The sequence below is a fragment of the Flavobacterium sp. N502536 genome, from assembly GCF_025947345.1.
Lineage (GTDB): Bacteria > Bacteroidota > Bacteroidia > Flavobacteriales > Flavobacteriaceae > Flavobacterium.
Window position 1 is genome coordinate 4,590,384 of sequence record NZ_CP110011.1, and the last position, 20,682, is coordinate 4,611,065.

A 20,682-nucleotide genomic window follows, 5' to 3' on the forward strand; every position below is an offset into this window, starting at 1 on the left:
ATCTAATATCAGCAAATTATGAAAAAATTCTACTTATTACTACTTCTACTATTTTTTACGATGCAGCAACTTGCTTCGCAAACAGTAGAAACCTTTGAAGGGGCAACAAATGACCTACCCAATTTTACCAGTAATGGTAAGACCTTTAATTTGACCAGTAATTATGTTAGCTTTAAAGTTTACACATTGACAGGTCTGGGTTACAATAACTCAAATAAATTTCTACAGGTTCAGGACTCCCCAGGACCTGAAGCTATGGGGCAAATTGCTACTATTAGTGCCGCAACTGGTAACATTAAAGTAAACAATTTATGGCTATTTGTAACCGGTAATGCTGCTTATACTCCTGGTGGTACCAGCAATACACTGCCTGGATCGATTACTTTTAGAGGAAAACTTGGCGGGGTTACAGTATTTACCCTTGTTAAAAATACTACTGGTGCCAATACACCTAACGTCTCTCCTAACAATGGCTTTATCCCCATTAACTTTGCTACTGACGGAGCTTCCGATTACACCAACATCAATATTGACCAGCTTGAAATCCAGCTAAGCAGTAATTATGATTATATAGCTGTTGACAATTTTACCTGGGTTGATGGCGTAAGTTTACCAACAGTAACTACAACAACCGCTACAAATGTTGGTTCAACCAAAGCAATTATTGGTGGTAACGTAACTACAGATGGTGGAGATGCTAACGTAGAAAGAGGAATAGTTTGGGCGACTACAGCAAGCCCGACTATCGCAAACAATAAATTTCAGATTGGAACCGGAGCGGGAATTTTTAGCAATACCGTAACAGGGCTTACCCCTGGTTCGACTATTCATTACAGAGCTTATGCAAAGAATAGTGCCGGAACAGCTTATGGTGCTGAATCAACATTCGCTACCTCAGCAGCTTTAAGTACTTCTTCGACCTCATTTACCAATATAAGCTGTAATGGTGGTACAAATGGTAGCGCTACAGTGGTTGCAACAGGAGGTGTTCCTCCTTATACCTATTCTTGGTCACCAGCTGGTGGTACCGGAGCATCAGCTACCGGGTTGTCAGCCGGATCTTATACGGCCACTATTACAGATGCCGAATTAACACAAATTACAAGACCTTTTACCTTAATAGCACCTCCTGTACTAAATGGGACTCCCTCGGTTATTAATGTAGCTTGTTTTGGAGGTACCACTGGTTCAGCTACTATTGCTCCAACAGGAGGAACTCCGGGTTATACCTACAGCTGGTCTAACGGAGCCACGACTGCTATTGCAACCGGACTTGCCGCAGGAACTTATAGTGTTACCATCACAGATGCTAATGCATGTTCCAGAACGATCAATAATATTTCAGTAGGGCAACCACCTGCAGTTTTAAACGGGACAACTTCTACTACTTCAGCTTCTTGTTTTGGAGGAGCTAATGGTACCGCTACTGTTACTGCAACGGGCGGTATACCAGCTTATACTTATGCCTGGTCTCCATCAGGAGGTACTGCAGCAACAGCTACAGGATTACAGGCAGGAACTTACAGTGTTACCATTACAGATGCTAACGGCTGTACTAAAACCATAACCGGTATTTCTGTAGGACAACCAGCAGCCGCTCTTGATGGAACGGCTTCCAGCACAGCAGTTTCCTGCTTTGGAGGAAATAACGGTACAGCTACTGTTGTTGCATCTGGAGGAACTCCAGGTTATACGTATTCCTGGTCTCCATCAGGGGGTACTGCAGCAACTGCATCAGGGCTTCAGGCAGGAACTTACAGTGTAACCATTACAGATGCCAATGGTTGTACTAAAACGATAGGTGGTATTTCTGTTGGGCAACCGGCCGCATCACTTAACGGATCTATTAGTACAACTTCTGTTTCTTGCTTTGGAGCTGCGACTGGTTCTGCAACCGTAAGTGCTTTTGGAGGAACTCCGGGTTATACTTACTCTTGGTCTCCATCGGGAGGTACTGCAGCAACTGCATCAGGTCTTACAGCAGGAACTTATAGTGTTACCATTACCGACGCTAATTCTTGTATGCGTACGATCAGTAATATTGTAATAAGTACGGCTACCGCTATTAATCCACATGCAACACAAATTAATGTAAGTTGTAATGGTGGCAGTAACGGTTCAGCAACAGTTGCGCCTACGGGAGGAGCTGGTTCTTATACTTATCTTTGGTCCAATACTGCTACAACAGCATCCATAAATGGTCTTTCGCAAGGAACTTACAGTGTAGCTATAAAAGACGCTAACAACTGTACCGTTACACAAAACTTTACTATTACCCAGCCTCCGGTTCTGGTAGCTTCTCAGGGTGCATACACTAGTCCGTCTTGTAATAACGGGACTAACGGTAGTGCAACTGTAGTCGCTTCAGGCGGAACACCCGGATATACCTACTCATGGTCTCCATCAGGAGGTACTGCAGCAACAGCAACAGGTTTAGCAGCCGGTACTTATACCGCTACTGTTACAGATGCAAATGGTTGTAGTACTACTCAGGCTTTCACTCTTAGCAACCCTGCTGCATTTGCCGTAACAACTTCACAAACTGATGTTTTATGTAATGGAAGTGCAACCGGAAGCGCAGGTGTAGTCGTAACCGGAGGAACTCCAGGTTATACGTATTCATGGTCTCCATCAGGAGGTACTGCTGCAACAGCAACAGGATTAATAGCCGGTACTTATACCGTAACAATTACAGATGCAAATGGTTGTTTTACAACCAGAACATTCACCATCATACAACCTACAAACCCATTGGTAGCTACACAAGGTACAATTACTCATGTGAATTGCTTTGGAAATTCAACCGGAGCTGCTACTGTAAATGTAACAGGAGGAACAGGAGCTTATACCTATTCATGGGCACCATCAGGAGGTACTGCAGCAACCGCTTCAGGTTTAGCATCCGGTACCTATGTAGTAACGGTTACAGATGCAAATGCCTGTACCACTACACAAAGTTTTACTATCAATCAGCCGGCAGCATCTCTTAGTGCTTCTACCGCTGTCTTAGATGTAAGTTGTTTTGGAGGTGCAAATGGTAGTGCAACGGTAACGCCAAGCGGAGGAACACCTGGATATACGTATTCTTGGTCTCCATCAGGAGGTACTGCTGCAACAGCAACAGGATTATCAGCAGGAACTTATATCTGTACCATTACAGATAGTAAAGGCTGTACTTTAAACAGAACAGCTGTAATAGGTTCGCCAACAGCATTAACAGCTACAATATCAAAAACTGATGTAAGCTGTAATGGAGGTACTAATGGTACTGCTACTGTAAATGCAACCGGAGGTACAGCTGGATATACCTATTCATGGTCTCCAACAGGAGGTACTGCTGCAACAGCATCAGGATTAGCAGCCGCAACTTATACAGTAACAATTACAGATGCAAATGGTTGTTCGACTACTAAAAGTATCGCTGTAGGTTCACCAGCTGCATTAACTGTTACAAAATCACAAACAGATGTTTTATGTAATGGTTCAGCAACCGGAACCGCTACTGTAACTGTAACAGGTGGAACTACACCTTATACTTATGCATGGTCTCCAACAGGAGGTACTGCAGCAACAGCAACAGGATTGGCAACCGGAAACTACAGCTGTTTAATTACAGATGCTAACGGTTGTTTTATTACCGCAACATTCTTTATCGATCAGCCGGCAGTATTGGCGGCAACAACATCTAAAATAGATGCCACTTGTTCAACAACAGGTCAGGCTACCGTAAATCCAACTGGAGGAGTACTTCCGTACACTTACCAATGGTCATCAGGGGCAACAACAGCCACTGCTACAGGATTATCAGCCGGAAGCTATACTTGTATCATTACAGATGGAAACGGATGTACCAACACTCAAAGTGTAACCATTAATACAACCAACACTTTAGTCGCTACTGTTAGCCAAACAGCTGTTTTATGTAATGGAGGTAACACAGGTTCAGCAACGGTAACACCATCAGGTGCTCCGGGTCCGTTTACCTATGTATGGGCTCCTACAGGAGGTTCTGCTGCTACAGCCAGCAATCTTACTGCAGGTAACTATGCTGTAACGATTACTTCAGCTAATGGTTGTTCAATTATTAAAAATATTACTATTGGCGAACCTACTGCTTTGGTAGTAGTACCATCACAAACCAATGTTTCCTGTAATGGAGGTGCTAACGGAACGGCTACTGTAGCTGTATCGGGCGGAATTACACCTTATACTTACTCATGGTCTCCATCAGGAGGTACTGCAGCTACAGCTACAGGATTAAGTGCGGGTACTTATATTGTAACAATTACAGATGACAATGGTTGTACCATAACACAAAGTTTCAATATTATACAACCAACTGCGATTACTGGTACTATAGCAGCAACAAATGTTAGTTGTAATGGAGCAAACAATGGTTCGGCTACTGTAACTGCAACAGGAGGAACAGGTGCTTATACGTATTCATGGTCTCCTACCGGAGGTACTGCTGCAACAGCTACAGGATTAGCTCCTGGTAATTACACTGTTACAATTACCGACGCAAATTCTTGTACTACAACAGTAAGCACTGTTATAAGCGAACCTGCCGTATTAGCAGCAAGCATAGCAACGCAAACGAATATTTCTTGCAGCGGATTAAGCGACGGCGCCGTTACGATTAATGTAACCGGTGGTACACTTCCTTACACCTACTTATGGTCTAATGCTAGTACAACTAAAGATCTAAGCGGATTAACAGCAGGAACTTATACGTTAACAGTTACTGATGCCAAAGGTTGTATTGCTACTAAATCTGTGACTTTAATTACAACTCCGGATGTAACAGCACCAGTACCAAATGTGGCAACTCTTCCTGTAATTACAAACTCTTGCGCTGTTTTATCAGCTCAAATTCCGGTTCCAACTGCAACTGATAATTGCAGCGGTACGATCACGGCAACAACAACAAGTCCGTTGAACTACAATACACCGGGAACTTATACCATTACATGGAAGTATACTGATGTAAGTGGAAACATAAGTACACAAACACAAACGGTACAAGTATTAAACTCAGCACTTCAACAAGTAACTTTTACTAATGCAACTGTTACTTACAATAAAAACCCTCAAGCACTGCAAGTGGCCAATTTACCGGCAGGAGCGACTGTTAGTTATTCTATCACGCCTTCAGGTACAGGAAACTCAGCAACAAATGCGGGAACTTATACCGTTACTGCCGTAGTATCGCCTGCAGCAAGCGCGCCAAATTGTTCACCAATTACGCTTACTGCACAGCTTACAATTCAAAAAGCTCCACAGCTAATTACTTTCCCAATATTGGGAATCAAAACGCTTGGAGGATCAAATACTTTCAATCTGGGGGCTACTGCCAATTCAGGTTTAGCAGTAAACTATACCTTTACTTATAAAACTGCGTTACCTCCTGCTACTGTTGCTCCATTAACTGGTGTAGTAACGATGTTAAGACCTGGAGAAGTAACAATTGTAGCATCTCAGGCTGGTGATAGCAATTACTTAGCTGCTCCGGATGTTACACAACTATTGGTAATCAAAAACAACGACATTACGGTTACTCAAATTACCATTGGAACTAAAGTATATCCGAATCCGGCTAAAACGCTTAACTACCTGATGGCATGTGGCGAGAACAACGTAAATGTGACATTGACTAATACAACCAATGCTACCTTTACTCCTTCGGCTAATTTTACTATAAATACTCCTAAACCGGGAATTTATAACCAAAATGTAACGATTACTTCTGAAGATGGAAGTGCAAGTGCTACTTATGCTATAACAGTTGAAAAACCATTTGGATTCTATGATATCGTACACCAAAAATTCAACAATGTACTTATCGTAAACAACAATCCGCAAACCAATGGAGGTTACGAATTTGTTTCTTACCAATGGTTTAAAAATGGACAGTTAATTGGTACAGGCCAATACTTTTCAGCAGGAGACGATCTGGCAAATAAATTAGATCTAACTGCCGACTATAGTGTAAAAATGACGACTAAAGATGGTAAGGTGTTGCAAACATGTACTAGTAAAATTAAGTCACAGAAATCACTTGAGGTTAAATTGTATCCAAATCCGGTGGAGACAGGAAAAATGCTTACTGTAGACGCTGATTTACCAGAAGGTGATTTGGAAAACATGCAAATAAGCCTTTACTCTGTGACAGGTCAACTGATTACAACAGTGAAATCGTCTACTGCTCAGACACAAATACAATTACCTTCAACTACCGAAAGTAATATGGTTCTTGTAGTTGTTGAGTCAGGCAATATCAAGAAATCATTCAAAGTACTTGTAAAATAAACAAAATCACGCCGGTACCACTTCAAAATGGTACTGGCTAATACAACTTTAAGATGAAAAAATATATCAGTACCTCTATAAAATCTATAGCTACAATGACGGCAATTCTGGCGATTTGTCTGCAGGGTTATAGTCAGGATAAAAAACAGGAACTATCGATCTCTGTCGCAGGACCGGGTTCTTTTCTAAAATATGGTTTTGCCGGTGAGCTGGTACCCGGAAACGGAATTAGTGCAGGAATTCGATATTCTTATTATCTAAATGAAGGATTGAGTATCGGAATCGGCGCTGAGTATCAAACCTACAGCTCTGATGCAAAATTTGCATTTGTTAGCGGGCAATACGCAACAACCGATGCTGAACAGGAAAACTTTCAATTCCGATATAAGGCTACTAATTTGAGAGAAGAACAAAACTTAGGTTATGTAAATGTTCCGATCGGAATTCAGTATGAAACTTCAGGAACAAGCAAATTATATATTGCTGCCGGAGCCAAAGTAGGATTTGCTGTTAAAGGATGTTACCAAACTACCATCCAGAACCTTACTACCAGCGGTTACTATCCGCAATACAATGTAGAATTGTTTAACCCGGCATTTGCAGGCTTTGCCAGTACCAATGATGTAAAAACCGAAGAACAGGATTTAGACACCAAAGTATCTTATTCGGCTACGATTGAAACAGGTTTAAAACAAAGCATTGGAAAAAGAAGCTCGATTTATATCGGACTTTATTTAGACTATGGTTTGAATAATATCTACGATAGAACTAGCGGTAAAAATCTGGTTCAGTACAATCCGGAACTTCCTGTAAAGCTGCAACACAACAGCGTACTTGATTCTCCGTTGGCAAACAATGTCAGATTGGTCTCTTACGGACTTAAGTTGAGATATGCTTTGCGTTAATCAATTAAATACAAAATCTTAAACAAATACTTTCCTCGTAAGGGGAAAATTAAAAAAGTCGGTTTCTTGGGGGAAATCGGCTTTTTTTTATGGATTAAAACCCATCTTCAAAAAAATTACCGTTATCCGCAAAAGAATAATAACCTTCCAAAGTAATAATTAAATGATCTACCAATTTAATATCTAAAAGAATTGCTGCTTCGTTAACTTTTTTTGTAAATAATCGATCAGCAATTGAAGGCAGCGTTTTACCCGAAGGATGATTATGAATCATAATAAAAGCAGATGCATTTGCCTTAATTAGTGAAGCAAACAATAATTTAAGATCTACCGAAATTCCTGATGTACCTCCGGAAGATACTTCATAAACCCCTAACACCTTATTTGAACGATTGAGTAAAAAAACTTTACACTGTTCGAAGAACTCAATTTTACCCATGTCCCAAACTTTCAAAGCTAGTTCGTAAGCCGTTTTAGAGGATGAAAGATGAGGTCGTTCCGAAACTCTTACTTTATTTTTATAAATCAATTCAATTTCGGATGCAATTTTCCAATCCTGTTTTTCTTTCTTCGATTTCATAATTATTCATATATGTAATTTTCAAAATGCATCTCTAGACGATCGCCATTGAAAGAATAAAACAAATGTAAGAAAACATATCAAAAGCGCGCACTTTCGTACGCATTTTAATTTACTGAATTGCCTTACTTTGCTATGATGACTGAAATTAATATCAAAATTTGTTTTTATATTTACGAGAACTGGATTAAAACTTATAAATCCCAGAGGTCATTTGCATTAGATCACAATATAGAAGAAAGTATAGTTAGAAAAATAAAAAGTACAGCTCTTCAACTAAATAATTCAAACTACAATATTCCAGTAAATACTTTAGATAAAATTTGTAACGGTAGAAATATTAAACTTTCTGAATTTTTCAAACTGATTTCTGAATGACAAAGTCCTAGTAAGGGAGAAAGATTAATCTTCAACTTTACATTAGTCCCAATTATACCACATATATTTCAATCATTTTTTGTTTGAGGCCACACTTTTAATTACTTTTATAGTATTAAATCTGAAGCCCGCTAATGATTATAAAGAAAAAGAATACCTGGTTCAAAATGCTCTTTGAGTGGAGAGGTTCCGTTTTACCACAACTGCTTCCGAGGCTTTTACTGCTGCTGTTATTCTCCTTCGCCGTTGTTTATTTTAAACCCTGGCTGATTCAATACGATCTGCACATCAATCCTGCTATTTTTACCCTATTCGGTATTGCTCTGGCAATCTTCCTCGGTTTTAGAAACAGTGTGAGTTACGATCGTTTCTGGGAAGGCAGAAAACTATGGGGCGCTTTGCTCAACGACACCCGATCTCTCGCACGCCAAAGCATCACGCTTATCCCCGATCAGGAATACGAAGCCAAACGCGAAAAGTTTACTAATTTGCTTATTGCTTTTGTATACAGTCTCAAACACCAACTTAGAGAAACTGACCCTACTACCGATATGAAACGACTGCTTCCACAAGAACTCGAAGAACAGTTACAGGAAGCTCGGTACAAACCAATCATCCTTTTAAGAGAACTGGGACTTTGGGTTAAAAACGCCAAATCAGAAAACAAAATCGACAGTGTCACACAATTGGCTTTTGAAGAAAACCTAAACAAACTGTCTGACATTGTTGGCGGATGCGAACGAATTGCCGGTACTCCTATCCCCTACACCTATAGTGTATTGTTGCACAGAACGGTTTATATTTATTGCTTTTTATTGTCCTTTGGCTTTGTCGAAACTATGGGCTGGATTACGCCCTTCATCATTGTTTTTATTGCCTATACTTTTGTGGCCCTAGAAGCAATTGCAGACGAACTCGAAAACCCTTTCGGATTACAGCCTAACGATCTGGCACTCGATGCAATGTCGGAAATGATTGAAAACACCTTATTAGAATTAAACAATAAAAAGATAAACCCGGTACGTCAGCAAAAGAATTACTTTATTACCTAAAAAAGAAGCCCATACCCCAATTATTTTTCGAATATGAACAGAGTATTATTAGTCGAAGACGATCCCAGAGTTGCCTCTTTTATTACAAGAGGACTTGAAGAACATTTGTATGAAGTAAAAACCATCACCAAAGGTTTTGAAGCCATTAAGGAGGTCATGGAAAATGAGTACAATATCATCATTCTCGATATCATGCTGCCGGACATCACCGGATTTGAAGTTTGTGAAGTTTTACGAAGCCGAAAAATAATAGTGCCCATCCTAATTTTAAGTGCACTCGATACGCCTCAGGAAAAAGTAAAAGGCCTCCAATCCGGCGCCGATGATTATCTAGCGAAACCTTTTATGTTTGAAGAACTCTTGGCCCGAATCAATGCCCAGCTGCGTCGCGCCGAATTCAGCACCGGAATTCTCGATTTTCAATCCTATGCCGGAATCGAAATCAATATGAAAGAACAAAGTGCAACAAGAGACGGAAAAGAACTCAACCTTTCGTCAAGAGAACTCAAACTCTTAATTTTCTTTATGAAAAACCGCGAAACCGCATTATCAAGAGTCGCAATCGCGCAAGCCGTCTGGAATATTGATTTTGACAGTACCTCAAACACAGTCGACGTTTACATTAACTATTTGCGCAATAAAGTCGACAAAAACTTCCCTACTCCACTCATTCATACGATAAAAGGAACCGGGTATATGTTGAAGCAGAAGAGTTGAAGATGTTATATGTGAGATGTTATATGTGAGATGTGGGATGTGAGATGTGAGATGTGGAAAGAGTAAAGAAGAAAGACTATAGATTGAAAATCTGCTAACCCGAGCGATAGCGAACAGGCGAAGCAATCTGCTACATCTGCGAGAGAAAAAAAACTGCGATACAACTTATTTTGAGTAAAGTTCCTATTGTATTAAAAACCGAATTAAAGCGTTATGAATCTTAAAAATAAGTTAGCTGTAAATTCTACTTTGCTTTTTGCTTTTATTGTCGGGTTGCTCATGGCCGGATCTTTTCTTCTTTTCAGAAGCCACATGAAAGATCTTTACTATGACAATCTGGAAGATCATGCGATGACAGCTGCCTTATTTTATTTCAAAAAAGACGAAATAAAAGAATTCACCAACGAACGTTATCACCAAATTGAAGTTCAATACAACCGAATCAACAACGAATCGATACGGGTTTACGATGCCAAAACAAAAAAATTATACCTAAAGGATTCTGTTGACATTCCGCTAACCGATCACGATCTGAATAGTATTGTAAAAAACAAAATGGAATCGTTTTCGATAAACGACAGGCAGTTTGTGGGGTTATTTTACAAAGACAATCAGGGCGATTTTATAATTGTAGTCTCGGGTATCGATCGTGCCGGTAACCGACAGCTGGATATTCTGGGCTTTATGTTTATTCTTTTCTATCTGGCCGGTATTCCGCTAAACTATCTTATGGGAACCTTTTTAGCCCGACAAACCTTCCGTCCTTTCTCGGAAGTCATTGCAAAAGTAAATACCATCACCACCGAGAACCTGCATTCGAGATTAGAAGTTCAGCAGGCTCATGGGAAAGACGAAATCAAAGAACTGGTTACCACTTTCAACTATCTTTTAGAAAGGCTCGAAACCGGTATTATGACGCAAAAAAATTTCCTCAAAAACGCGTCACACGAACTTAAGACTCCCCTAACCATTATCATTGGAGATATCGATGTATCCCTGCAACAGCCCAGAACAAACGAGCAATATGAAGAGATCTTAAAATCGCTTCGAAAAGACACCCTGCACTTAAAATCAACTTTAGAAGGACTTCTGGTATTATCGGGACTTGAACTGTCTGAACCTCAGCAAATGGAAACAGTAAGGATCGACGAAATACTATGGAATGTTCTGGAAAAGAAAGCAATCGAATATCCCGAATCAAAAGTATCGGTAGATTTGAGTGCACTGGCAGAACACGAAAATTTACTTTCGGTCTATGCCAATAAACACATGCTTTTTATAGCGCTGTACAATATTCTGGACAATGCCATTAAATTCTCATTTCCTGAGCCGGTAACTGTTTTTACGCTTGCAGAAAAAAACAAACTTTTGATACAAATTACCGATCAGGGGCCCGGAATTGCAGAGCAGGACAAGGAAGCTATTTTTGATCTTTTTTTCAGAAGCGATCATACCCGTCACATACAAGGACAAGGATTGGGGCTTTTTATTACCATGCAGATACTCAAACTGCATCACATTACCGTTAACGTCGATTCTGAAGTCGGAAAAAGCACTTCTATCACTTTGCAATTTCCATAAATTGTTTCGTTTTTTCATCGTCGCATTCCAATTTAACAAAGCCTGTTTTTACATTTGGTAACCTTGGCTTAACACTCTAATCTTTCTCTAATCTACTTTAAATACAACTCTAATCTTTTTATTTTTAACCACTTACACAAATCATTGATTTTAAAGGCTTAGAAAATTTTAAAAGGATAACCACTTGATAATTTTAAGGTAACACTATATTTTTTTATCATTTTAAGTTAACAAAAGCGTTAAATCCGATCCGAACAAACAGAGTTTCTTTGTCAAATAAAAACTAAAAATCAATGACAAAACTAAAACTCTTTTTTTCGGCTGTGATGCTCCTTGTTATGGGAAACATTTTTGCCCAAATTACGACCTCTTCATTATCTGCAAAGGTAAATGACGGCACTAGCCCACTTACCGACGCTGAAGTTACTTTAACCCATTTACCTACTAACGCAGTGTACAAAGCTACAACTGACAAACAAGGTAGGTTTAGTTTCGAAAATTTAAATGCCGGCGGACCTTACGAATTAGAAATTAAAAGTGCTTCCACCAAAGATTACTCTAACGCACAAATACACTTAGCCCTTGGCGATAATGATCTGCCAACGATCGTGGTTAGCAAAGGAGATAATAATGTATTAGAAGAAGTGGTCATTACAAGCTCTAAACCTTCTTCTAAAAATAACGGAACCAATATTAATGAAAAACAGGTGAATGGCCTTCCGTTAATCAACAGAGGAATTCAGGATGTGACCAAACTAGTACCACAGAGTTCTAATAACTCTTTTGCCAGTACCAATTTCAGATACAACAACGTTACTATTGACGGTTCGATCAACAATGATGCTATTGGTTTTAGCCCGTCATTAGGAGGACAATCAGGGACTTCAGGGATGCCGGGAAGCAGTACGCGTTCCAATTCGATAAGTCTTGATGCAATACAGGATATTCAGGTTTATATTGCTCCTTACAATATTAAACTAGGAAACTTTTTAGGCGGAAGCGTAAATGCCGTTACCCGCAGCGGTACCAACAATGTGAGCGGATCGATTTACAGTTATGGCAGAAACGCAGCCATTACAGGACGCAACAATGCCGGTGATGGTTCAAAAATGCCAAATTCGTTTGGTGATTATCAAATTGGATTCCGTCTAGGTTTACCAATCGTTAAAGATAAATTGTTCTTCTTTACCAATATGGAGTATGCCGAAAGAACAGATCCTTTATTTTACAATGCAGGACAAACCGATTCTAATGGTAAATTGACTTCATTGGTAGACAACACTACCTCGCAACAAATCTCGGACTTCGTAAAAACAAACTACGGGTTTGACGCAGGAACTTTCGGTGGATACAACAACTTTGCAAAAAGTCAAAAATTCTTCAACAAATTAGATTGGAAAATTAATGAAAAACACGCGCTGTCGTTAAGAAACAATACGGTTATCTCTCAGGCTTCCAACTTAGAGCGCGACGCTGCTAACTTCAGGTTCTCCAGCATGGATTTTACGCAGAAAAACCAATCCATCAGTACCGTTTTAGAACTTAAAAGTCACTTTAACAGCCAGTGGTCCAACTCGTTCATTGCCAGTTACTCGGCTATCAAAGATTATCGCGATCCAAAATCAAGCAATATCATGTTTCCCCAAACAGAAATTGGTTATAACGGAGGAACAATCTTTTTAGGAAACGATCGTGAGGCAACAGTATTCAATATGAAACAAAACACGGCCGAAATCACCGACAATCTTACCTATAAAACCGGAAACCACACTTTGTTGTTTGGTACACACAATGAGTTCTACGACATCAATTACGGATTTGTAAACGCTCTTAACGGAAGAGTATCATACAAATCTTTGGCCGATTTCTACGGCAAACTTCCTACCCGTGTTCGCGGTACCTACCCTTTTGACGGTTCAACAAGAGATCAGATTTTCAACAATCCATATGCGCAGTTTAAAGTAAACCTTTACAGTGTTTATGTACAGGACGAAATTAGAATTGGAAATAAATTAAAACTTACTCCAGGCGTAAGAATTGACTATACAGACTTGCCTACTAAGCCAAAATTGAGTTCACAAGTACAAAACTCTCCGGCTGATCCTAATTATGGCAACACCTATTCGTACACGCCATTGAGCCAGATTAAAAACAACTTCTTCAGCACAGCATTGGTGTCACCAAGAATTGGATTTACTTATAATGTAGACGAAGACAAAACACTTGTTATTAGAGGTGGATCAGGAGTATTTACCGGAAGAATTCCATTTGCATGGCTGGGATATGCTTACTACAATGATGGTGTAGGTTACGGAAGTTATGACAAAAACAATCTTACTCCGGCACAGGTTGCAGCAGCGGGAGATCCTTTGGCAAACAATGGATTAAACGGTTATCACGATGCAACGCCAAAAGTACAGGCCGATTTAGTTGACAATAAATTTAAAATGCCGGCAGTTTTAAGGAACTCTCTTGCGATCGATAAAATCATCGATGGGTACAAATTTACAACCGAAGGGATGTATACCAAAGTAATTCGTGATCTTGAATTTCAACAGGTAAATAAAACCGACAACCCTACTTACTTTTCGTATGATACCAATCACCAGATGCCAATTTATGCAGCCAATATAAATCCGGCGTTCTCTAATGCGTATTTATTGTCGAATACCAACAAAGGATACCGATACAGCATTACCGAGATGATCTCTAAAACGTACGATTTCGGTCTTAACTTTATGGTGGCTTATACCTACGGAAATTCGAAAGACATTACCAACGGAATCCGTAACTCGATGGAGAGTAACTTTCAGATGAACCAGTCGTTAACACCAAACAATCCGCAATTGGCAACATCCAACTTTAATATCAAACACCGAATTGTTTCGAATGTTGGATATGCTGTAAAAGTAGCCGATAACAATATCTTCTCAGCAAATGTATATTTCAATGCTCAGTCCGGAAATCCGTTTTCATGGGGATTTGTAAACTCCACTATTGCAGGAACAGGTCAGGCAGCAGGATTGGCTTATATCTTTAAAGATGCCACAGAAGCAGCGAAATACATTGGTGTAAATGCAGCAGGCGTTCCATCGGCTACAGCAGCACAGCAGGTAGCAGATTACGAAGCTTTCATTAACGGAAACGATTATTTGAAAAGCAGAAGAGGAAATTTCACCGAAAGAAATGGTGCTACAACACCATGGAACATCCAGGCCGATTTGAAATTAATGGATGAAATCAAAATTACAAAAGTAGGTACTTTACAACTTTCGTTCAGTGTAGCAAATATTGGAAACCTGATCAATAAAGATTGGGGAAGAAGTTATTTCGTTCCAAACACTTACAATTCAACAGCAAATCTTGGGTTAACAAAATCAGGAAATTTAGGCGGAGTAGCTACTGGCGATCCAACCTATACGTTCCAAAAACCTTCGACATCACCTTATACTGTAGATCAGTTAGCCTCAAGATTCCAGGGACAATTTGGAGTGAGGTATACGTTCTAAAGATTGTGTTTTATTTTTTTTATGATCCCCCAGTTCCAATCCCTATGGAGCTGGGGGATTTCTTTTAACTTAAAACTACTGCTCTCCTCCGTTCCTGAAAGCCATCAGCAACGTATAGGCATTTTTGATTACAATTGCCGAAGAAGCATCGATAACCGAAGACTTGATCTGACGGTATCCTTCACTGGTAGTACCCAATTCAATCGGGACCATTTTAAAATTATGGCCGCCAGTCTTCACAAAAACAAAAAACTTACCCTGCCATCTTACCACAGCATCTTCGGGAACTGTAAGCGCTTTTTGATTATCAAACTCAGCCTCAGCATTAATAAAAAGTCCCGGTATTAACGAACTTTCATAGTGATTCACTTTGCAAATTACTTCTGCTGCACGATCGTCGTTCAGGCTTTGATTGATATAAGCAATTTTTGCTTTGTATTTTTTTGACGGATTGGCATTGGTATAAGCCGTAACCGTCTGCCCAACCGAAAGCAGGTGTACGTCTTTCTCAAAAGCATTGATTACCAAAACAATGTCACTCATTTCGATCAGCTCAAAAAGCATATCGGTTGGCGAAATGTATTTGCCGACATTCACATTAATCTTCGCAACCAAACCATTGATTGGAGAATGAATTGCGACCGTTTTGCTTATCGTTGAAGCTGTGAGTGTTTTAACATTAATCCCCAGCAATCCCAGTTTTTGTGCCAGCGATGCCATGTAAATGCGTTGTGTTTGCATTTCTGTTGATGTCTGCTCGAACAACTTATCACTGCTGGCCTTCTTCGCATTAAGCTCTTTCTGGCGGTTAAACTCACTTTGAGCCAACTGAAACTTTTCTTTTGCGGTCAAATAATCCTGTTGCAGCTGTATGTACTGCATGTCTTCGACTACCGCCAGCAATTGCCCTTTTCGAACATGCATTCCGGCCATTAAATCGGTCTTTTTGATATAACCTCCCAAAGGAATACTTACCGTTACCACACTTTTTGGCGGTACGGTAACCGTTCCTTGAAGCTGTAATATTCCTTTCACCGTTCGTTCTTCCGGAGAACCCACCACCAGTCCTGCATTTTTAACCTGTGCCTCGCTGAACTGAATACTGTTTTCGGCTGTTATTTCTTTTTTAGTCTGTTGTTCTTTTTTATCGCCCTGGCAGGAAACTAAGCCTAAAAAAACTAAAATGATGCTGCTATATGTTTTCATTCTTTTATAAATTATTAAGGGTTTGCCAATTAATCACGGCCTTATTGTAATCGTTAATTCTGTCGAAATATTCATTTTTTATGGTTATCGCCTGATTGACGACTAACACCCATTGCAGGTAATCAATATCTCCGTTCTCCAACTGACTATTCGCAGCGTCAATAATTACCGTTGCATTCTTTAGTCCTTCGTTTTCATAATAAGCAAGGCTCTCTTTGTACTTTTCGATCTCGCTTTCGGCATTACTAATCTCCGTCAGCATTTCAATCTTTGTCGTTTCTGCCCGCATCTTATAGGTTTCATACTCCGCTTTGGCAGCTTTGTTACGCGCCGACTGACTGCTGAAAAATAACGGAACTGACAGCCCCAAATTGACATAACTAAACCTCTGACTGCTATTGTAATAAATATCCTGACCTGAAGCACTGGTTTGTGTCCCTACTATGCTTAAATTATTGTACCCAATGGTAACATCAGGCAGTATTTTGGCCTGTTCAGTTTTCCATTTCCACTTTGCTGCTTCAGCTTCGTACAGCGAAAGTTGCACCTGAGGAAGTGCTGCCGTATTTTTATTCTGATTTAAGGAAACAGCAAAATCATTCTTGATCGTTTCAGAAAAAGGCACATGAACCTTACTGTCCTGAAGAACGGTATTGAACATTTTAAGCGTAATAGCAATATCCTTATTGACCATTGTAAGCTGGTTGGTATAAAATTGCCGTGCCGATTGAGAAGCGCTTTTTTCCAGTACATTCGTCTCCCCTGTCTTATACCGCAATTCTGATTTCTGCTCCATTAACCTGTAAATCGAATCGGCATAAACCAATAAATCCTTTTTGCTGTTCAGCCAGATGTAGTAATAAAACAAATTCCTCACATTCGATTTAATCTGCTGTACCGTTAGCTGCGATTCTGCTTTGGCTGCATTGTAATTTTCCCTCAAAACTTTTTTCTGATGGGTATACAATGTCGGAAATGCAAAAGTCTGGCTAATGCCAAAACGCGTATCGTTTACCGCACTGTTAAACTGGCCATAATCGGCACTCAGAGCTGTTTTGGGAAGATCAAAAGCCGTTTTTTCCAACTGTTCTTTTGATCTTTCATTCAATTGCGAAGATTTAATTCTTCTGTTATGCTGAAGTGCTATTGATAGCGATTCTTCAAGAGATATTGGCGTTTCCTGTGCCTGTACCGAAACGGTGAGGAACAAAGCCAGCACCAGTAAAGTCAGCTTATTCATCTTGTGTTTTTTAATTTTTCTCGAAAAAACTTTGGTATGATACGTCATTAAATAAATAGCCGGAAGTACAAAAAGCGTAAGCAAAGTGGCCGTAATCAGTCCGCCGATCACAACAGTTGCAAGCGGACGTTGTACCTCTGCTCCTGCACCATTGCTTAAAGCCATTGGTAAAAACCCTAAAGAGGCTACCGCGGCGGTCATCAATACAGGACGTAATCTGTTTTTGGTTCCGTTAATAATGATTTGAAGCGGATCGGTAATTTCTCCTTGTTTTTGGATTCGGTTGAACTCGGAGATTAAAACAATTCCATTCAAAACAGCCACACCAAACAGTGCTATAAAACCAACACCGGCCGAAATACTAAACGGCATATCGCGCAAAGCCAGTCCAAACACACCGCCAATTGCCGATAACGGGATGGCTGTAAAAATGATAATTCCTTCTTTAAACGATCTGAACGCAAAATACAGCAACGCCAAAATCATAAACAAAGCTGCCGGAACCGCAACTCCCAGACGGGATTTTGCCTGTTGCAGGTTTTCAAAAGTACCGCCATAGGTAATATAATAACCGGGCTCAAATTTGATCTGAATGTTTACTTTCTTTTGCAATTCTTCGACTATCGATTCTACATCTCTCCCTCTTACATTAAAACCAACGATAATCCTTCTTTTAGCATTCTCACGCTGAATCTGATTCGGACCCTCCACTTCTTTTACGGAAGCCACCTGATACAGCGGAATCTGCATTCCGGAACGGGTTGCAATCAATAAATTGCGCACATCGGCTATGTCTTTTCGTCCACTAGCCTCCACGCGCACCACCATATCAAACTTTTTCTCTCCTTCGTAAATGCTTCCCGCTACAGCTCCCGCAAAAGCGGCATTTACCGTTTGATTGATATCCGAAACATAAATCCCGTACTTCGCCATTTCGGCCCAATCATAATCAATAACGATCTGTGGCATTCCGGTAACTTTCTCTACATAAAGATCCGTAGCTCCTTCTACTGTGCTGCTAATCGAGCCTAACTGTTCGGCATATTTTGCCAGTTTATCGAGATCTTCACCATAAATTTTACAAACCAAATCCTGCTTTGCTCCTGTCATCAATTCGTTAAAACGCATCTGTACCGGAAACTGAAAACCGGTTGTAACTCCGGGTGCGACCTCTTTTACTGTCTGCGTCATTTTATCGGCCAGTTCAGGAAACGAAGAAGCACTTGTCCATTCTGACTTGTCTTTCAGTACAATAATCATGTCTCCTCCTTCTATAGGCATCGGATCTGTTGGGATCTCGGCACTTCCAATTCTCGAAACTACTTTTTCTACCTCGGGATACCTGTTTTTCAATGCGGTCGAAATTTTCTCAATAGTGGTTGTTGTCGTCGACAGATTTGTCCCCAACAGTAAACGGGTTTCTACTGCAAAATCACCTTCTTCAAGCTGTGGGATAAATTCTCCTCCCATTCGGCTAAAAATGAATAAGGCAATCCCAAACAGCACAAATGCCGAAATCACAATTCCTTTTCTCACTTGCAACGCTTTCGACAATCCAATTTCATAGTAAAACTCCAGTTTTGCCATTATGCGATCCGACAAATTGGGTTTGTGGCTGACTTTCTTACTGATAAACAAAGCACTCACCATCGGAACATAAGTAAGCGATAATATAAAAGCACCCAAAATGGCAAAGGCTACGGTTTGTGCCATTGGTTTGAACATTTTTCCTTCAATCCCTTCCAAAGACAATATCGGTAGATAAACAATCAAAATAATAATCTGTCCGAATACGGCGGCATTCATCATGCGTCCTGCCGAACCTGTCACCTCTTTGTCCATCTCCTCCTGTGAAATAGTATCGATTGCTTTGTATTTTTTAGCCGAATGAATGTGATGCAAAATGGCTTCTACAATAATCACCGCACCATCGACAATTAAACCGAAATCAAGCGCTCCGAGACTCATTAAATTACCACTCACGCCAAAGGTGTTCATCATGATAATGGCAAAAAGCATCGCTAACGGAATTACTGAAGCCACAATAAAACCTGCTCTTAAATTGCCCAGGAAAAGCACCAGTACCAGCACCACAATCAATGCTCCTTCGATAAGGTTCTTCTGAACCGTACCAATCGCATTGTCGACCATTTTGGTACGATCTAAAAAAGGCTCAATTTTCAACCCTTTCGGTAAGATTTTCTCAATTTCGGCAACACGTTTTTTGATATTTACGATCACATTATTGGCGTTCTCCCCTTTTAGCATCATCACAATTCCACCTACCGATTCGCCAATATCAGCTGTTGTTAATGCTCCGTAACGTATGGCCGAAGACATTTTTACCTCTGCAATATCTTTGATCAGAATAGGAGTTCCGGCCTGTGTGTTTTTGACAATAATATTCTGAATGTCCCTGATATTTCGGGTCAGTCCGACACTTCGGATGTAAAGTACGGTTGGGCCTTTTTCAATATAAGCGCCGCCAGTGTTTTCGTTATTACTGTTCAGTGCTGTAAAAACATCTTTTATCGTCAGGTTCTGTGCTTTTAGGCGAGACGGATTAACGGCAATTTCATATTGTTTTAACTTTCCACCAAAAGTAGCGACATCAGCAATTCCGGGAGTTCCCAAAAGCTGTCTTCTAACTGTCCAGTCCTGTAGGGTACGTAAATCTTCCAAAGAATATTTGGTTTCGTAACCGGGTTGCGGTTTCAGTACATACTGGTAAATTTCGCCCAAACCTGTTGTTGCCGGTGCCATTTCAGGAATGTTGGCATTCTCGGCGATCTCTACTTTTTGCAATCGTTCTGCAACCTGCTGACGCGCCCAATACACATCGGTATCGTCTGCAAAAACAATCGTGACCAGCGAAAGTCCGAAACGCGAAATACTGCGGCTTTCTTTGAGCTGCGGGATGTTGCTAATCGCCTGCTCGATTGGAAATGTAATTAAACGCTCTACATCTTCCGCTCCCAAAGAAGGGGCTGTCGTAATAATTTGTACCTGATTGTTGGTGATGTCAGGAACGGCATCAATAGGTAAACGGGTAACTTCAAACACGCCATAGATAATCCATAGCAAGGTGAAGACCCCAATTACCAGTTTATTTTTAACTGAGAATTGTATGATCTTATTAAGCATAATTTGATTTAATTTTTTTGAAATACTAATGCCATGGCCAAAACATCAAAATGTTTTCACC

The 20,682-nt window shown here is 40.2% G+C and carries 9 protein-coding genes; 6 read left to right on the top strand and 3 right to left on the bottom strand.

Annotated elements, in window-relative coordinates; all coding sequences use genetic code 11:
• Positions 1 to 18: 18 nt before the first annotated feature.
• Both OLM61_RS19295 and OLM61_RS19300 read left to right on the top strand, forming a co-directional pair.
• Entirely contained in the window at positions 19 to 6,309 is a 6,291-nt protein-coding gene (locus OLM61_RS19295; protein WP_264524216.1) for a T9SS type A sorting domain-containing protein, read from the top strand.
• 53 nt (positions 6,310 to 6,362) lie between these two features.
• Positions 6,363 to 7,214, top strand: a complete 852-nt coding sequence (locus tag OLM61_RS19300; protein WP_264524217.1) for a PorT family protein — start codon at positions 6,363 to 6,365, stop codon at positions 7,212 to 7,214.
• 94 nt (positions 7,215 to 7,308) lie between these two features.
• Here OLM61_RS19300 and OLM61_RS19305 read toward each other — a convergent pair whose 3' ends face one another.
• The gene (locus OLM61_RS19305; RefSeq protein ID WP_264524218.1) at positions 7,309 to 7,794 is read right to left on the bottom strand and encodes a JAB domain-containing protein; all 486 of its coding nucleotides are present in this window, start codon (positions 7,792 to 7,794) and stop codon (positions 7,309 to 7,311) included.
• Between the two features lie 512 nt (positions 7,795 to 8,306).
• On the opposite strand from OLM61_RS19305, the gene OLM61_RS19310 reads away from it, so the two are divergent.
• The 4 genes from OLM61_RS19310 (at position 8,307) to OLM61_RS19325 (ending at position 15,031) form a co-directional block, all read left to right on the top strand.
• The gene (locus tag OLM61_RS19310) at positions 8,307 to 9,224 is read left to right on the top strand and encodes a bestrophin family protein (RefSeq protein WP_264524219.1); all 918 of its coding nucleotides are present in this window, start codon (positions 8,307 to 8,309) and stop codon (positions 9,222 to 9,224) included.
• Between the two features lie 33 nt (positions 9,225 to 9,257).
• Positions 9,258 to 9,941, top strand: a complete 684-nt coding sequence (locus OLM61_RS19315; RefSeq protein ID WP_264524220.1) for a response regulator transcription factor — start codon at positions 9,258 to 9,260, stop codon at positions 9,939 to 9,941.
• Positions 9,942 to 10,154: 213 nt separating this feature from the next.
• Entirely contained in the window at positions 10,155 to 11,522 is a 1,368-nt protein-coding gene (locus OLM61_RS19320) for a HAMP domain-containing histidine kinase (RefSeq protein ID WP_264524221.1), read from the top strand.
• A 293-nt stretch (positions 11,523 to 11,815) separates the two neighbouring features.
• Positions 11,816 to 15,031, top strand: a complete 3,216-nt coding sequence (locus tag OLM61_RS19325) for a TonB-dependent receptor (protein ID WP_264524222.1) — start codon at positions 11,816 to 11,818, stop codon at positions 15,029 to 15,031.
• A 75-nt stretch (positions 15,032 to 15,106) separates the two neighbouring features.
• Here the strand turns inward: OLM61_RS19325 and OLM61_RS19330 are convergent, their stop codons facing one another.
• Positions 15,107 to 16,237, bottom strand: coding sequence for an efflux RND transporter periplasmic adaptor subunit (locus OLM61_RS19330; protein ID WP_264524223.1), 1,131 nt, complete (start codon positions 16,235 to 16,237; stop codon positions 15,107 to 15,109).
• Between the two features lie 4 nt (positions 16,238 to 16,241).
• The gene (locus OLM61_RS19335; RefSeq protein WP_264524224.1) at positions 16,242 to 20,621 is read right to left on the bottom strand and encodes a CusA/CzcA family heavy metal efflux RND transporter; all 4,380 of its coding nucleotides are present in this window, start codon (positions 20,619 to 20,621) and stop codon (positions 16,242 to 16,244) included.
• Positions 20,622 to 20,682 lie beyond the last annotated feature (61 nt).

Bases quoted from the DNA above. Each gene is read 5' to 3' on its own strand.
- OLM61_RS19295 (WP_264524216.1), top strand. From the start codon at position 19: ATGAAAAAATTCTACTTATTACTACTTCTACTATTTTTTACGATGCAG.
- OLM61_RS19300 (WP_264524217.1), top strand. From the start codon at position 6,363: ATGAAAAAATATATCAGTACCTCTATAAAATCTATAGCTACAATGACG.
- OLM61_RS19305 (WP_264524218.1), bottom strand. From the start codon at position 7,794: ATGAAATCGAAGAAAGAAAAACAGGATTGGAAAATTGCATCCGAAATT.
- OLM61_RS19310 (WP_264524219.1), top strand. From the start codon at position 8,307: ATGATTATAAAGAAAAAGAATACCTGGTTCAAAATGCTCTTTGAGTGG.
- OLM61_RS19315 (WP_264524220.1), top strand. From the start codon at position 9,258: ATGAACAGAGTATTATTAGTCGAAGACGATCCCAGAGTTGCCTCTTTT.
- OLM61_RS19320 (WP_264524221.1), top strand. From the start codon at position 10,155: ATGAATCTTAAAAATAAGTTAGCTGTAAATTCTACTTTGCTTTTTGCT.
- OLM61_RS19325 (WP_264524222.1), top strand. From the start codon at position 11,816: ATGACAAAACTAAAACTCTTTTTTTCGGCTGTGATGCTCCTTGTTATG.
- OLM61_RS19330 (WP_264524223.1), bottom strand. From the start codon at position 16,237: ATGAAAACATATAGCAGCATCATTTTAGTTTTTTTAGGCTTAGTTTCC.
- OLM61_RS19335 (WP_264524224.1), bottom strand. From the start codon at position 20,621: ATGCTTAATAAGATCATACAATTCTCAGTTAAAAATAAACTGGTAATT.